We start from the raw sequence: 14,767 nt of genomic DNA on the forward strand, positions 1-14,767 counted from the left end.
CTCCCGTCAGAGACGATGGAGGGCTTTTTGTATGAACGTGAATCGAGTCTGGGGCCCGAAGGGCATTACCCCTTGGCAGCCATCTCGAAGAGGGCGACGAACTCATATTCGAGCTCGTCAGCCAGGGCCAGCCAATCCTCACGTTCTTGTTGCTCCAGTATGCGCTTGATGAGTACGGGCAGCACTTGCTGCTGTTGTGCCGGCCAGCTCAGGCTCTCGGATGCGGCTTGCTCCAGCAAGGCAGGAAGTGTCTGGATTGCCTCCAGAGACAAGCCAAGGCGAAAACGCTGCGCCAGTGCAGTGAGTTGGGCTGTCAGAGAGGCACTCATTGGGTTATCTCCGGGTGATAGTGGCAGCCCTGGATATGCGCACCATCCTTGCAGGTGTTCCAGAAACGAACCTCGGGGTGACGATCTATGTAGCGCTCCAGCTCACACAGGTAGCCGGCAAAGTTCAGGGTCGTGGCTACCCGATTGCCATGGCCATCGTGTACCCAATGACGTGCTGTATGGGCACTCGGGCCAAGTGAACCATCTTGCCAACCGGTATGGGTTTGATTGCCCGGGAATGCGAAGTCGACGCCCATCAAGATGACATTGTTGGCCCCCATCTTGACGGCCAGATCCACGGTCGGGTGGATCACGCTACCTCCTGAATGCAGCACGCCTCTGGGCAAGCTGGTGCGCAGGGCCTCATAGGTCTGGCTCATCGAGTAGGCGCCATAGCGCGGTCCCTGCCAGGCGGTCAGCGTCTCATGGGGCAGCATGGGGAAGTAGACCAGCTTGACCTCTTCGGAGCCGTGAGCTGGCAGCCTGTCCTGACCTATCAGGTGATCGATCGTGACGACCAGATCCGGCTTGATGTGGTGCGCCAGCAGCGTCTTATAGGCCGTATCGACGCAGATGAGTAGTGGCCGTGTGGGTAGTTTCGCAAGTCCGCCCAGATAGGGCAGGTGACGTGCCAGTGTCGGACCGGTGGCGATGACCAGTGCTGTGCAGCCAGGTCGGGAGCCAAACAGCTTGGTCACGTCGGCATCGTGCACCAGTAACTTGCGATTGCTTTCTAGTCGTGCCAGGCGTGCGGGGTCATCGGCTTTGAAGCGCCGATTGACGAATGGCAGGTTGATCTCGCTGATCAGGCGATCCCGGATGCGGACGGCAGCATCGTCGACCAGCAGCAGCTCGGCCGGTAAGGTGAAGAAGGGTAACCGGATCTCTTGGTCATCTCCCGCCATGGTGAGCACGACCCTGGGATCAGCGAGCCAGTCATCCTGCTCCAGCAGGCGCAGTACCAGCGCAAACAGGGCGCCATTCATGATCTTCACTTCCAGACGGCGCAAGCTGCTGCGTTGCAACAGCACGCGGGGCAGATCGCCAAGCCCGGTGCCATAGATATGCAGTACGGGCTCTTCGGGCAGGCTGGCGGCCTGTAGCTTAGCTTCCTTTACCCTGTCGTGACGGCTGGTGAGCTGGATCCCGTCGACGCTGAGAGTGGAACCTAGTCCCTCGGTCAGTTCAACCTGGAGGTGCGTTACATCTTGCGCCAACAGGCGGGGCCAGAGGGTGGGCCAGCGCTTGCTGATAAGCTGGCCATGGCGAGCAAACAGTTCCTCATTCATCCTGTGCTATCCACTCCCAATCCAGCGGTTGGTTGGTACTCATGTCCCGGGTAACCCGCTTGCCGAGGAGGCGATCGTAATCGGCCGGGGGCAGGCCAAGGGCGGGCCGAACCGACTTGATGTGGGCTTCGGTCAGGCACTCCCCGGCTGCAATCTCCTTGACCAGATAGAGGGAGCGGCGAAACGCGCGGTTGCCCTGCTCGCTCGGGGTGAGCTGATAGTCGGCCACGCCGAGCGCTGCCTGGGCGGTATTGACCGAGGCAACCAGGTCGGCAAGCTCGGCGGGCTCCATGGAGAAGGCGCAATCCGGTCCGCCATCCGCCCGAGCCAGAGTGAAGTGCTTCTCGATGAGGGTGGCGCCGAGCGCGGTCGCTGCGATGGCGGTAGCGCTGCCCAGAGTATGGTCAGAAAGCCCCACCTGGACGCCAAAGCGCTGGCGCAGCATGGGGATGGCGCGCAGGTTGTATTCGGCCGCGGGCGCCGGATAACCACTGACGCAGTGCAGCAGCGCCAGCTGGCCGTTGCCGTGTTTGAGCGCCATTTCGACCGCGGCGGCGATCTCGGCTTCATTCGCCATGCCGGTAGACATGATGAGGGGCTTGCCAGTTTGGGCTGCGTAGCGAATGAGGGGCAGGTCCACCAGCTCGAAGGACGCAATCTTGTAAGCCGGGCAATCAAGGGATTCCAGCAGCTCGACCGCGCTGACATCGAACGGGCTGCTGAATACCGTGAGCCCCAGCTCGCGCCCCTTGGCAAACAGTGCCTGATGCCACTCCCAGGGGGTATGGGCCCACTCGTAGAGGTCATACAGGCTGTGGCCATCCCACAGGCCGCCATGGATCTGGAATTCGGGTCGCTCGCTTTTGAGCGTGATGGTATCGGGGCGATAGGTTTGCAGTTTGACTGCACTGGCTCCCGCCTCCTTGGCGGCGGTCATGATGACCAGGGCGCGCTCCAGGTTTCCGTTGTGGTTGGCCGACAATTCGGCGATCACATAGGGGGGCTGCGTCGGGCCGATGGATTGATGGGCAATCTGCATCTGTGTTCAGGTTCCTGTGCCAAGTTGCCAGCCTTGTGGCGCCAACTGCCAGGGGGCAGGGGGCGCATCTTGCGGCGGTTTGGCAAGATAAAGTGGAAATTGGGAGATAATCTTTAGCAAGCGATATGCCAGCTCTTGCCAATCTTGTGGCCTGAGTGGCTGGTGTGCCTGCCAGGCTAACTGCTGGCCACTTAGGTCAAGGGTGAGCAGGCATGTATCTTCCTGCCCGCCATCTTGTTGTAAAAATTGCCAGCGTTGGCCATCGGGCCGCAGCTGATAACCGGTTTGCGGCAGCAGCCAGGCGGTGAGGCGATCGAGCCCCAGACCATCCACTTGTTGCTGACCGCGTTGGCGATACGCCTCAGCCCCTTGTTCCAATGAGCGCAAGGCCTGCTCGAGCCACGAGGGGTCAGCGAGCTCACTTAGCGTCAGTCGTTCGGCCAGCTGGAAGCGGGCGATCACCTCATCATTGAATTGCTGGTTGTCGACGATGGGCACCGCCATGGTTGGCAGGCCGAGGCAGGCGCGCTCCCAGGTCATGCCGCCGGCGGCGCCGATGGCAAAATCGTGGCGCGCCATCAACTGCGCCATCTGATCGCTCTGGCGTAACAAGTCGATGCGAAGCTCGGGCAGTTCGGCAACCCTCTGCTGCAATTCGTTCCAGAAAGGGTTGGCGCCGCCCGCCGCCAGGGTCCACTGGATGGTGCGGGCCCAGGGTAGAAGAGCCAAGCTGTTGAGGGTGGTGAGACAAGCGCCGGCCGGATCGGCGCCGCCAAAGCAGATGAGTCCCCGTTGCCACTGAGCGATCTCTTGACGTGCAAGCTGTCGGAAGGCCGGGCGCAGCAGCGCATAGTCCGTTCCCAGCAGCAGGCGACAGTTGTCTGGTATCAGGGCTTGATAGTCGGCTGTGCTGCGCAAAGGCCCCTGGTCCAGCAGTAGCTGACAGTGATGCGGTCGATCCGCCAGATCGTCGATCACCAGCAACTGACTACAGTGACACGCCAGCAAGGTTTCAAGGGACTGCTCGATGGCGTAGTGGTCGACGATAAGCCAGGCCGGTCGTAGTCGGGGCAGGGGCCCCGCATCATCCAGCGCAGCCAGAGGGTGGTAGTGGTGCAACTTAAGCAGAGGCTGCAGGTGAGTCGGCAACCCATAACAGAGAAAGTGGCACTCGGCCCCCGCCACCTGCAACCGATCGGCGATGGCCAGGCAGCGCATCAGATGGCCCAGCCCTATTTCGGGGCTCGCATCGAGTCGAAATGCAATATCAAACGTCATGCTGGTGTAATACCCGATAGATGAGTTCGGCCAGATGCCAATCTTCCGGCGTATCGATGTCGACCACTCTGTGCCTTGGCAATATGTGTCCTATTCCTTCTCCGCCCACCGGGCTGATGCCTCCCAACCAGGCGGCGCGGCTGCCCCAGTAGAATTGTCCCGCATCCTGATAGGCGGGCTCCAGATCCTGAGAGCGTTTGGTCATCTGCTCTGGCCAGAAGGGGGTCACGCGACCCTGCTCATCCATGCGCACTGCCCGTTGAATGGGAAAGCCGAATTCCGCCACCGAATAGACGAAGGGGGCCTGGCTTGCGAGCAGGCGCTGATGGGCCGCCTTCAGGTCATCGGCCTGGATGAGCGGCACGGTGGCATAGATGCAGCAGTAGTGATCGCTGGTGACACCGAGCTCGTCGAGTCGCCGAATGGCATCGATCACTACCGGGGTGGTGCCAGTGTGGTCGTCGGCGAGGTTGGCGGCGCGTAAAAAGGGCACGTCGGCGCCGAGCTGGCGTGCCACGCAGGCGACCTCCTCATCATCGGTAGAGACCACAATCTGGCTGAAACACCCTGTCGCTTTGGCGGCGTTGATTGCATGGGCGAGCATGGGCTGGCCACAAAACGGGCGGATATTCTTGCGCGGGATGCGCTTGCTGCCGCCTCGGGCCGGGATGATGGCGATGGCCATGAAGTTTCTCCATGAAAAGCCAATATGACAGTAATAAGCAGGATTGTAACCCTGAATCCGTGAATGATGACAGTTGGTATGACCCAGGATCTTCGATTGAACTCATTGATGGCAAAAGAGATAATCGAAAATCACCGAGAAATGGACAGTGATATGACAGGTTTGAAAGAGTTTGCCCGCTACGGGATCAAGCTGGTGGCGTTGGCACAGAATGATATCGAGATGGTGCGCCAGTGGCGCAACGATCCCAAGATTGCCGACCTGATGCTGGACAAGACTCATATCACAAGGGAGAAGCAGCAGCAGTGGTTTGCCAGGCTGCAGCACGCGCAGGATCAGTTTTATTATCTGGTCTGGTTTAAAGATCAGCCCATCGGGGTCGCTTCTCTTATCAAAGTCAATCGTGACGCCGGGCATGGTGAACCGGGCATGTATATCTATGTCGATGAGTATCGCAACAACATAGTGCCTTTCTGCGTTGCGTTCGCCCTCAATGATCTGGCCTTTGAAGGGCTGGGTCTGTCACAGCTGTTTGGCAAGATATTTGCCAACAATCAGGCTTCTGTCCGCTTTCACGAGGCGTGTGGCTACCGTCTTTACGAGACGCGGGAGGATGGCCTCGGTTTGTATGTGCTCGAGCGTAAGGCCTATCTCGCCGCTCGCGCCAAGCTCGCTCGTTTTATAAGGTATTGATGATGCAACTAGAACAGATTTTTTCCGATGCACTGGGCATCGAGCTTGAACAGGTTTCCGATGCGCTCAGCTATCAGGGGATCCCCCAGTGGGACTCCGTCGCCCATATGGGCCTGATTGCCCAGCTGGAGGATCACTACGGTGTGCTGCTCGATACAGATGACATCATCGACATGAGCTCGGTCGCCAAGGCGCGGGAGATCCTGGCCAAATATGGCGTCGCCCTCTGATGACCGGCTTGTTGCAGGGTAAACGGGTACTGATAACCGGCGCAGGGCGCGGCATCGGTCTCGCCATCGCCCGGCAGTTTGCCGCCCAGGGCGCCGAGTTGTGGCTCAATGGGCGCGATGAGCAGGCCATCACCCGGATGGCAGAGGCGCTCGGCGTCGAGTTTGGCGTGCCTTGTATGCCGCTTTGCTTCGATGTGGCCGATCCGCAGGCGGTCAAGCAGGCCTTCCAGCAACTCTTTGGCCAGACCCGCCAGCTGGATGTGCTGGTCAACAATGCAGGGGTGCTGGACGATGCGCTGCTCGGCATGGTCCAGCAGCAGCAGATAGAGCGCACCTTCGCGACCAACAGTTACAGCACCCTCTATTGCAGCCAGTATGCGTCTCGCCTGATGCAGCGCTCCGGTGGGGGCAGCATCATCAACATGGCGTCCATCATTGGCCGGGTAGGCAATGCCGGCCAAGCCGTCTACGCCGGCAGCAAGGCGGCGGTGATCGGGATCACCCAGTCACTGGCCAAAGAGCTGGCCGCGAGCCAGATCCGGGTCAATGCCATCGCCCCCGGCTTCATCGATACCGACATGGCGCGCTCTTTGCCGCCAGCCAAGTTTGACGAACGGGTAGCCAGTATCGCCATGGGGCGCATCGGCACGCCGGACGAGGTGGCCAATGTGGCCCTGTTTCTGGCCTCGGATCTGTCCCGTTATGTCACCGGTCAGGTGATCGGGGTCGATGGAGGCATGCTGATTTGAGCGCACCCGACTTGCTAACCCATCTGGTGGTGGGCAATAGCGCCCCTGCCTGGCGGGATCCCGATGAAGGCTGGCTCAGCTACGGCGAGCTGGCGCAGCGGGTAGCACGGCTCGCCAAGGCCTACCCGAGCGGGCGTCAGCTGATCTATCTGCCCTTTGTGACCTCAACTCGTCACCTGCTTCACTACCTGCTGGCCTTGCGTGATGGTCATGCAGTCATGCTGGCCGATCCGGCCCAGGACGAGGAGACGCGCCGTGCCCTGTGCGAGCGGTTTGGCGCGAGCCTGGTCGTGACAGCGGAAGGTTGCCTCGTGCACCTTGGCGAGGCACCCGCTTTGCATCCAGAGCTTGCCTTGCTGCTGCCAACCTCCGGCAGCACGGGATCCAGCAAGTGGGTGCGGATCTCTCGGAACAGCCTCAATGCCAACGCCGCCGCCATCGCCGAGTATCTGGCGCTGGATAGTGCGGAGCGGGCGATCACCAGCCTGCCGCTCTTCTACTCCTTTGGCATGTCGGTGCTCAACAGCCATCTGCTGGTGGGAGCCTCGCTGGTGCAGAGCGCGGCCAGCCCTCTCGAACGCCAGTTTTGGGAGGAGGTCAATGCCCATCGGGTCACCAGCGTGGCCGGGGTGCCTTTCACCTTCCAGATGCTGAGTCGTTTGCGTTTTGACTGGAGCCGTTACCCCAGTCTCATGACCCTGACCCAGGCCGGTGGGCGCCTCGAACCGACTTTGGCGAGCCAGTTTGCCCATCAGGCTGCGTCACTGGGGCGTCGTTTTTTTGTCATGTATGGCCAGACCGAGGCGGCACCGCGTATCGCCTGGTTGGGGCATGACGAAGTGCTGGTTGCCCCGGATGCCATCGGCCGTGCCGTACCGGGAGGGCATCTCTCCTTGCGCCCCGAGCCGGGACTGCCCGAAGGGGAGGGAGAGCTGGTCTATGAAGGCCCCAACGTCATGCTGGGTTATGCCGAAGGGTGGGCTGAGCTGGCGCGCGGGCGTGAAGTAGAGGCTCTCTTTACCGGCGATCTGGCCCGCTGCGACGAGGCCGGACGGTTCTACCTGACCGGGCGTCTTAATCGCTTCCTGAAGCTCTTTGGCAAACGAGTGAGTCTGGCCGAGGTGGAGAGCTGGTTGCAGGCTCGGGGCCACTCCTGCGCCGCGACCGGTCGCGACGATCGCCTGCTGGTAGCCATCGAAGGGGAAGGGGTTGCCTGCGATGTGCTGCAGGTCGAGGTTGCCCGCTGGTTGATGGTACCCCCTCCTGCGTTCGCATTCGCATGCAGCCGCTGCCACGACGCAGCAATATGAAGATTGATTACCCGGCCCTGCTGACCCTGTTGGAGGCATCATGAACAGGTTGCTGGAGTCCCCCGTTTTCGACCTTGTCCAGCAGGAGAAGTCGGCTCTGTTGCTGGCGCGCCTCAACGAGCTGACTGCCCGGCATCAGCAAGCTTGTCCCCCTTACGCCAATATCTTGTCGGCCTTTGGCTGGGGGCAAGCTACGTCTTACGCTGAGCTACCCTATCTCGCCGCGCGCCTGTTCAAACTGGCCAAATGGCAGAGCGTGCCAGAGGAGGAGGTATTCAAGGTACTGACCTCATCGGGCACCACGGGGGCGCCGTCGCGGATAGTGCTGGATCGGGAGACCGCCGCCCTGCAGAGCAAGGTGCTGGTGAAGATCCTGCAGGAGTTTGTCGGCAAGCAGCGTCTGCCCATGTTGCTGGTGGAGCAACCCGCGCTTATTCAGAATCGCAGCGGTTTTTCGGCTCGTGGGGCGGGGGCCCTGGGGCTCTCCTTCCTCGGGCGCGACCACACCTATGCCCTTGATGAGCAGATGCGGCCCAACTGGCCGGTCATCGAGGCATTTTGTGACAAATACGCCGGTCAGCCCGTGTTGCTGTTTGGCTTTACCTTCATGGTGTGGCAGTGCCTGCTGGAGCCGCTACGTGAGCGCGGCATGCAACTGCCCTTTGCCGAGGGCATCCTGTTTCACAGCGGGGGCTGGAAGAAATTGCAGCATCTGGCGGTGGACAATCCGGCCTTCAAGCAGCGCTGTCACGAGCAACTGGGTTTGCGTCGGGTGCACAATTTTTACGGCATGGTGGAGCAGGTGGGGTCGGTTTTCGTCGAGTGTGAACAGGGTCATCTCCATGCCCCCGTGTTTGCCGATCTGCTGGTGCGTGATCCGCTGACCCATCAACCACTGGGGATGGGCCGGCCGGGCCTGTTGCAGGTGCTCTCGGCCATACCCGGCAGTTATCCGGGTCACAGCCTGTTGACCGAAGATCTTGGCGTCTTGCTGGGAGAGGATGACTGCCCTTGTGGCCGCCGTGGCCGTTATTTTCATGTATCAGGGCGCCAGCCGGGCGCCGAGGTGAGAGGATGCAGCGACACCTTCCAGTAACCCCTTCGCAGGCTTTGCAGTGGCAGGGAGGTCCCGAGGTCAGTTTCGTGGCCCCTCTGGCGGATTGGCATGGTTTTATTGCCGAACCCTTGCCCTGCTTTGCCCCCGTTATCTGCGATTTCGTGGTGGCGCTGTCGACCCGTTTGCAGCAGGAGGGGCGGCGTTATCCCGATCTGGCCGCGCTGGGTTTCTGGCTTCGCCCGAGGAATATTGATGAGCAGCGCAAGCGCATGGCGGGGCGCATGCCGCTTGGTATGGTTTTTCATCTGGTGCCCTCCAATGTCCCGACAGTGGCCTTCTACTCCTGGTTGATGGCGCTCTTGACAGGCAACAGCTCGGTGGTGCGTCTCTCATCACGGATTGATCCGATGCAGGAGGCCATGCTGGCCATCCTGAACGAGCTATTGCAACAACCCGGGTGGCGCCCTGTTGCCGAGCGTACCCGCTTCGTGCGTTACGGCCATGACGAGGGGAGCACCGCCTGGCTGTCGGAGCGCTGTCGCCTGCGCATCGTCTGGGGGGGCGATGAAACCATCCGCCGGGTGCGAGCCATTCCGCTCTCCCCGAATGCCCAGGAAGTGGTGTTTCCGGATCGCCGTTCCATGGCGGTGCTCGACAGTCGTTGGCTGGCAGGGCTGGTGCCAGAACGATTGCAGCAAGTGCTGTCGGCCTTGCAGCAGGACTGTACCCGCTTCAATCAGCAGGCGTGCGCCTCGCCGACCACCCTCTGCTGGCTGGAAGAGCCAGATAATGACCTGCGCCGGCATGTGCTGGAGGCGGTGTTTGCTCCCTTCGCTCAGGATCCCACGTTGGCCATGGAGCGCCTCATCAACAGTCAACAAAATGCCGCCATGGCGGGTGAGATGCAGTTGAGCACACTCCCGGGCGTCACCTTATTGACTTCTGCCATTTCGCTGCGACTCCCTCATATCGGGGGAGGCACAGTTGCCGAATTTGTGGCCGATAACCTGATTGAATTGCTGCAACAGCCTTGGGACATGCAAACCTGTGTCTGGGGGGGCGAACAAAAAGCGCAGTGCGAAGCCGCATTGGTAGAAGCAACAGCCTGTCGCATCGATAGGGTCGTGGCACCAGGACAGGCACTGGCATTCGAATGGCACTGGGATGGGCTCAATATGCTGCGAGTGTGCAGCCGTGGGCACACAAATGCGCAATAATGGTTGCGACCTCACAAAAAACCAGATATTTCAATGAATTAACTTTATTTGGCACAGGCTTTGCGGTAAAAGTTCCCATCAAGAGGGAGAAAGGTTGACACAGACCGTGCGGTAGCCTTGCCGATTTTCCCCCGTTCGCTTCTTTTCTACTCATTTTCCTGGATCTCGTCATGAAACTCAGCGTATTGGTGCCGGTTTACAACCTGGAGCACTTTATCGAACCCTGCCTGCTCAGCCTGCTCGAGCAGACAACCAATTTCGATTTTGAAGTGATCGCCATCGATGACGGCTCGAGCGATGGTTCCTGGTCCATCATGCAGCGGTTGGCAGCCCGCTGGCCGCAGCTGCGGGCATTGCAGAATCCGCAAAATATGGGGCTGGCCAAGACCCAGAAACGCCTGCTTGCCGAGGCGAGAGGTGAATATATTGCCTACGTCGATGGTGATGATCTTGCTCTGCCTGGCAAGTTGCAGGTACTGGCCGACTATCTGGATGCCCATCCCGGCTGTGCGCTCTGTTATCACGAGGCAGAGGTATTTGACAGCGAAACAGAAGAGGTTACGGCCCATTACAGCCGCGATTATTACAATGCTGCTTATATTCCCCGCCAAGCCAGTGCAGAACACTTGATCCGCTATGGCTGTTTCCCCAATGCCAGTTCGATCGCCTTTCGGCGCCATCCTCATTTGCAGGAGGCGGTGGATGCCGATTGCAAGATCATCCTCGACCATCCGTGGCACATCCTCAACGCCTTGTATGGCAAGGGGAGCGTCGATGGCATTCCGGAGGTTTATGGACGTTACCGGATCCACTCCCATAGCTTTGGGGGACAAACCAAGCGTTCGCCAGAGCGGCGGGAACAGGTACTCGCTGATCAACTCAAAGCCTGTGACAACGCGCGTCCATTCGGGATCGCAGATTCTGTTATCGCGGCAGGCAAGGCGCACTACCGTTTCGCGACGGCACTCTATTTTCTCAAGCAAGGCGATGTGGCGCGTTTCGAGCGCTTCATCAATGAATCCGTGGTGGATGGCTGCTTCTTCGATGAGCGACATCAATTGGCCTGGGAGAATCGTGCTCAACCCACCATTGTGGCGCAACAGCTTTTCGGGGTTTCTCAATGAGTTATCAGGCGATTGTCATCGGTGCCGGCCTATCCGGCGCCGTGATGGCCGAGCGGATGGCCAGCCAGCTCGGCTGGAAGGTGTTGGTGCTGGAGCAGCGTAACCACATTGGTGGTAACTGCTTCGATGAGTATGACGAGCATGGCGTGCTGGTACACCGCTACGGGCCCCATCTCTTTCATACCGATAACCATGAGGTGTGGGGGTATCTGTCGGCCTTCACCGAGTGGTTGCCTTACGAGCATCGTGTGCTGTCACGCATCGATGGGCAATGGGTGCCGATCCCGTTCAACCTGACCAGCATCGAACACTGTTTCCCCGCCGACAAGGCCGGCGCCATGATTGAGGCACTGCGCACTCGGTTCGGGGACGGCGCCAGAGTGCCGATTCTCGAACTGCGCAAGGAACAGGATCCCCTGCTGGGTGAACTGGCGGATTTCATCTATCAGAAGGCTTTTGTCAACTACACCAGCAAACAGTGGGGGGTACCGCCCGAGCAGATCTCCCCCGAGGTGACGGCGCGGGTACCCGTGGTGGTGAGCCGGGACGATCGCTACTTCACCGACGCCTACCAGGCGGTACCGAAGGACGGCTATGCCGCCATGGTCAGCCGCATGTTGGCGCAACCGGGTATCGAGTTACAGCTTGGTGTTGCGATGGATGAGCGAGTGGTGCTGGATTGGGAGGAAAAGCGAATTCTGCTTGATGGCGAACCCTTCTCCGGCCCGCTGATCTACACCGGTATGCTTGATCAGCTCTGTCTTCAGGTTGGATCGTTGCCTTATCGTTCGCTGCGCTTTGAGCACCGTCATCTATCTCAGTCACAGTTTCAGCCAGCAACCACGGTCAACTACCCCAATGAAGAGGCCTATACCCGCATCACCGAATTCAAGCACCTGACCGGACAAGACCATCCCGGTTCGAGCATTGTCTATGAATATCCTTGCGCCTATGAGTCAGCAGCGGGACTGGAGCCCTATTATCCATTTTTTACTGATACGGCGCAGGCGCAGTATGCTGCATGTTGTACCCAGCTAGCGTGTTTTGAGCAGTTGATCCCGCTGGGTCGTCTTGCCGAGTACCGTTATTTTGACATGGATGATGCGGTTGCCAATACGCTGCACTGTTTTGCTGAGCTGCTGCGTTCACAGCAGGACGGATTGAATGAATGAAGCTGCGTTTACTGCGCTACCAACAGGAAAGACTATGAAACCGATCTGTGTGGTGATCTGTAACTTCAACAAACAAGATTTTGTACTGGGAGCCATCGCCTCTGTTCAGGAAACAGCGACCGATATCGCCGATATTCTGGTAGTTGACAACGCCTCGACAGACCAGTCTGTCGCGCTGATCCGCGACCAATTCCCCGACATCCGTCTGGACGTGCTACCGGTCAATATCGGCGGCTCAGGCGGATTTGCCCATGGTATGCGCGAGGCGCAACAAGCGGGCTATCGCTATGTCGCGCTGCTGGACAACGATGCGGTCATATTGCCAGGTACCTTGGCTGGTATGATGACGTGTTTGGAGAGTCAGTCTGATATCGGCGTGGTTGGACCTGCAATGTGCAAGATGGATACTCCGGAGATGGTGCAGGAGGTCGGAGCGAACGTATTGTCGGAGAATGGTACCTTTCAGCTGAACTATTCCAGTGAGCGCTATAGCGCGATTAGTACCGAACTGCTGGAGTGTGATTATGTTCCCGCCTGCTGTCTGATGACAACAGGCGCCGTCATTGCTGAGGTCGGGGTATTTGATGAGCAATTCTTCCTCTACTGGGATGACATTGACTGGTGTGTCCGGGTTAAGGATGCCGGGTGGCGAGTGGTCGCCGATCCCCAGGTTTGCGCCTTGCACAAAGGCGGTGGCGTCAATGCGACCAACACGATTCCGCGCTACTACCTCTGGCGCAACAAGCTGCGCTTCTTCCGCAAGCATCCCCAACGTTATCCTGCGAGCGAGATCTGTGCGGCTATTACCCGGGATCTGGCCCGCAGTGTGACCTTCCAGCGTCTGAATGGTATGGATGAGCTATTGATTGCACTGCGCCAAGGGCTGGACGATGCAGAAGCTGGCGTCTGGGGGCGCTATCAGGGCGCAGCCTTTCCTGAGCGCGGCAATGGCAAGCGACAATTACTAAACACCATGATACCGCCAGGTCACTACCTCATGGATTTCAGTGCTGTTCTGGCAAGCGGTATGTCCGCGAGCAGAAAGTTGAATAGTTTGTGCCGATTTATCACCAGTTGCAGTCAGTTTTCGGTGATGACTCATACCTTTAGCGTCGCCTCCAGCTCGTTACCCCCGGAATTGATGACACGGGTTCTCAACTGGCCTGCACAAGTCATCTTGGCGGATGTTCGTGCCGGAGGCATGGCCAAACGCCTTACAGTAGTTCCCCATTTATTCGATGCTGGCCCACTCCATCCTGAGGCCGATGAAGTGATGACCGATCTGTTCTGGAATCTTATCCCGCCGACCGTGAGCGGTTTGACCAGTTTGACGGTGGCCACCGAGATCGATCTGCTGCGGCACCAAGTTCAGCAATTTTTTGCGCAGGAGAACGCATGAGTAGCATGCCCATAGCGACCTCAAAACTGCTGGCAGTCTACAACGTTAATTTGCAAACCCGAGGCCATTTAGGGGTGATGCGCAAGGTGCTGGCCCAAGCCCAGGGCTTTAGTCTCAACCACACACAGGTCCATATGATCTGCGGCGATGGCCCAAACATTGTCCGGCTGATGTTCGAGGCGGGGAGTGAGGTCCAGCGCGAGATCATTACCACTTCGGTGGCTCCCGGGGATTTCTTCGTGCATGTGGCGGCGTGGATTGCCGGGCAACAAGAGCTGGTGCGCGCATTCGAATGGGCCTATGTCCGCTACAACCCGATGCATAACGACGAGTTACTGCAATTGGCACGCCAACTGCACGAAGTGGTGGTTCCCTTGTTTATCGAGATGTACACGCTGGAATATCGAAATGAATTGCCAGCACAAGCCGCCAAGACCGATTTGGGTTATTTCCTGCAGTTGGCGCCCTTGGTCGCCGGATTTTTTACGCCCAGCCGCGTGGCTCCGGGAGCTAGATTGCAAAGCAAGCATCTTTACAAGATGGGGAACGGGGCTACCTGGATTGAGCCCCAAGCGCCAGAGCATAAGCCGGAAATTCGGAAGGCATTCCATCTGCTAGGAGCTGGCTATCTGGCGCGTTGGCACGGCTATGATCGGTTGTTTCCGACGATACACAAGTTTATTAAAGCCTACCCGGAGGTCGATCTGCGGCTGTTTCTGGTCGGCCAGGGGCCTGCGTCTGCACAATTAGCGCAACAGGCCAAGGAATTAGGGGTCGCCGAGTATGTGACATTTACCGGAGCCTTGGATCCGCACGCATTGGCGAATCGTTATGCCGGCGTACATCTTGGTCTTGGATCGTTGGGCTTCCACCGCACTGGAGTCAGCTACGCAGAACCATTAAAACACCGAGAATTTATGTTTTACGGTTTGCCATTTGTTTATAGCGTGGAAGATGCTTTTTCTAAAGCAACACTGCCTGGAACTTGGATGTTGGCAGCAGATGATTCTCCGGTGGATTTGATTTCGCTCTATCAGGAGTATAAAAAAATCAACGTGGATGAAGTAGCTCAATCATTGCAAAAATACGCGGAAAATAATTATAGCTGGGAGCGGCAAACAGCTCATATTTTGCAAACTATGCGCGATACTAATTTGTGATTTTGCAGAGTGATTTGGTATGCAGATCAGTATCGA

General features: G+C 58.6%; 14 protein-coding genes and 1 pseudogene. 10 read left to right on the top strand and 5 right to left on the bottom strand.

Going from position 1 to position 14,767, the window contains the following annotated elements; translation table 11 throughout:
* Window positions 1–65: 65 nt before the first annotated feature.
* Genes C2U47_RS18690 through pseF form a run of 5 tightly spaced genes read right to left on the bottom strand, consistent with a single transcriptional unit; the run spans window position 66 to window position 4,620 of the window.
* On the bottom strand, window positions 66–329 hold the full coding sequence (locus tag C2U47_RS18690) for a hypothetical protein (RefSeq protein WP_103261809.1): 264 nt from the start codon (window positions 327–329) through the stop codon (window positions 66–68).
* Window positions 326–1,618 (bottom strand): motility associated factor glycosyltransferase family protein, encoded by a 1,293-nt coding sequence (locus tag C2U47_RS18695; protein WP_103261810.1) that lies wholly within the window; start codon window positions 1,616–1,618, stop codon window positions 326–328. The genes C2U47_RS18690 and C2U47_RS18695 overlap by 4 nt, the downstream gene beginning before the upstream one ends.
* On the bottom strand, window positions 1,611–2,657 hold the full coding sequence (pseI, locus tag C2U47_RS18700) for a pseudaminic acid synthase (protein WP_103261811.1): 1,047 nt from the start codon (window positions 2,655–2,657) through the stop codon (window positions 1,611–1,613). The genes C2U47_RS18695 and pseI overlap by 8 nt, the downstream gene beginning before the upstream one ends.
* A 6-nt stretch (window positions 2,658–2,663) precedes the next feature.
* The gene (pseG, locus tag C2U47_RS18705) at window positions 2,664–3,935 is read right to left on the bottom strand and encodes a UDP-2,4-diacetamido-2,4,6-trideoxy-beta-L-altropyranose hydrolase (RefSeq protein ID WP_103261812.1); all 1,272 of its coding nucleotides are present in this window, start codon (window positions 3,933–3,935) and stop codon (window positions 2,664–2,666) included.
* Window positions 3,925–4,620: a pseudaminic acid cytidylyltransferase gene (pseF, locus tag C2U47_RS18710; protein ID WP_103261813.1), complete on the bottom strand. Its 696-nt coding sequence runs from the start codon at window positions 4,618–4,620 to the stop codon at window positions 3,925–3,927. Before pseF ends, pseG begins: the two co-directional genes overlap by 11 nt.
* A 78-nt stretch (window positions 4,621–4,698) precedes the next feature.
* Between pseF and C2U47_RS18715 the strand changes: the two genes are divergently transcribed.
* From C2U47_RS18715 to C2U47_RS18760, 10 genes and pseudogenes are all read left to right on the top strand, one after another.
* A complete protein-coding gene (locus C2U47_RS18715; protein WP_158657425.1) occupies window positions 4,699–5,313 on the top strand; it encodes a GNAT family N-acetyltransferase in 615 nt (204 codons plus the stop codon).
* Window positions 5,310–5,543: an acyl carrier protein gene (locus C2U47_RS18720; protein ID WP_103261815.1), complete on the top strand. Its 234-nt coding sequence runs from the start codon at window positions 5,310–5,312 to the stop codon at window positions 5,541–5,543. Before C2U47_RS18715 ends, C2U47_RS18720 begins: the two co-directional genes overlap by 4 nt.
* A complete protein-coding gene (locus C2U47_RS18725) occupies window positions 5,543–6,292 on the top strand; it encodes an SDR family oxidoreductase (RefSeq protein WP_103261816.1) in 750 nt (249 codons plus the stop codon). The genes C2U47_RS18720 and C2U47_RS18725 overlap by 1 nt, the downstream gene beginning before the upstream one ends.
* Window positions 6,289–7,646 (top strand): annotated as a pseudogene (locus tag C2U47_RS18730) (AMP-binding protein). Before C2U47_RS18725 ends, C2U47_RS18730 begins: the two are co-directional and overlap by 4 nt.
* Complete coding sequence (locus C2U47_RS18735) at window positions 7,643–8,698, top strand: LuxE/PaaK family acyltransferase (protein ID WP_103261817.1); 1,056 nt, start codon at window positions 7,643–7,645, stop codon at window positions 8,696–8,698. Before C2U47_RS18730 ends, C2U47_RS18735 begins: the two are co-directional and overlap by 4 nt.
* On the top strand, window positions 8,677–9,876 hold the full coding sequence (locus C2U47_RS18740; RefSeq protein ID WP_103261818.1) for an acyl-CoA reductase: 1,200 nt from the start codon (window positions 8,677–8,679) through the stop codon (window positions 9,874–9,876). Before C2U47_RS18735 ends, C2U47_RS18740 begins: the two co-directional genes overlap by 22 nt.
* A 170-nt stretch (window positions 9,877–10,046) precedes the next feature.
* Complete coding sequence (locus C2U47_RS18745) at window positions 10,047–11,000, top strand: glycosyltransferase family 2 protein (RefSeq protein ID WP_103261819.1); 954 nt, start codon at window positions 10,047–10,049, stop codon at window positions 10,998–11,000.
* On the top strand, window positions 10,997–12,172 hold the full coding sequence (gene glf / locus C2U47_RS18750) for a UDP-galactopyranose mutase (RefSeq protein ID WP_103261820.1): 1,176 nt from the start codon (window positions 10,997–10,999) through the stop codon (window positions 12,170–12,172). The genes C2U47_RS18745 and glf overlap by 4 nt, the downstream gene beginning before the upstream one ends.
* Entirely contained in the window at window positions 12,165–13,571 is a 1,407-nt protein-coding gene (locus C2U47_RS18755; RefSeq protein ID WP_103261821.1) for a glycosyltransferase family 2 protein, read from the top strand. Before glf ends, C2U47_RS18755 begins: the two co-directional genes overlap by 8 nt.
* Window positions 13,568–14,731 (top strand): glycosyltransferase, encoded by a 1,164-nt coding sequence (locus C2U47_RS18760; RefSeq protein WP_103261822.1) that lies wholly within the window; start codon window positions 13,568–13,570, stop codon window positions 14,729–14,731. Before C2U47_RS18755 ends, C2U47_RS18760 begins: the two co-directional genes overlap by 4 nt.
* Window positions 14,732–14,767: the final 36 nt, after the last annotated feature.

Source organism: Aeromonas sp. ASNIH7, assembly GCF_002903485.1.
In the GTDB taxonomy this organism is placed as follows: domain Bacteria; phylum Pseudomonadota; class Gammaproteobacteria; order Enterobacterales; family Aeromonadaceae; genus Aeromonas; species Aeromonas caviae.

Coding starts and splice junctions, on each gene's coding strand:
- C2U47_RS18725 (WP_103261816.1), top strand. CDS start 5,543: ATGACCGGCTTGTTGCAGGGTAAACGGGTACTGATAACCGGCGCAGGG.
- C2U47_RS18735 (WP_103261817.1), top strand. CDS start 7,643: ATGAACAGGTTGCTGGAGTCCCCCGTTTTCGACCTTGTCCAGCAGGAG.
- C2U47_RS18695 (WP_103261810.1), bottom strand. CDS start 1,618: ATGAATGAGGAACTGTTTGCTCGCCATGGCCAGCTTATCAGCAAGCGC.
- C2U47_RS18690 (WP_103261809.1), bottom strand. CDS start 329: ATGAGTGCCTCTCTGACAGCCCAACTCACTGCACTGGCGCAGCGTTTT.
- glf (WP_103261820.1), top strand. CDS start 10,997: ATGAGTTATCAGGCGATTGTCATCGGTGCCGGCCTATCCGGCGCCGTG.
- C2U47_RS18740 (WP_103261818.1), top strand. CDS start 8,677: ATGCAGCGACACCTTCCAGTAACCCCTTCGCAGGCTTTGCAGTGGCAG.
- pseF (WP_103261813.1), bottom strand. CDS start 4,620: ATGGCCATCGCCATCATCCCGGCCCGAGGCGGCAGCAAGCGCATCCCG.
- pseG (WP_103261812.1), bottom strand. CDS start 3,935: ATGACGTTTGATATTGCATTTCGACTCGATGCGAGCCCCGAAATAGGG.
- C2U47_RS18755 (WP_103261821.1), top strand. CDS start 12,165: ATGAATGAAGCTGCGTTTACTGCGCTACCAACAGGAAAGACTATGAAA.
- pseI (WP_103261811.1), bottom strand. CDS start 2,657: ATGCAGATTGCCCATCAATCCATCGGCCCGACGCAGCCCCCCTATGTG.
- C2U47_RS18745 (WP_103261819.1), top strand. CDS start 10,047: ATGAAACTCAGCGTATTGGTGCCGGTTTACAACCTGGAGCACTTTATC.
- C2U47_RS18760 (WP_103261822.1), top strand. CDS start 13,568: ATGAGTAGCATGCCCATAGCGACCTCAAAACTGCTGGCAGTCTACAAC.
- C2U47_RS18715 (WP_158657425.1), top strand. CDS start 4,699: ATGACCCAGGATCTTCGATTGAACTCATTGATGGCAAAAGAGATAATC.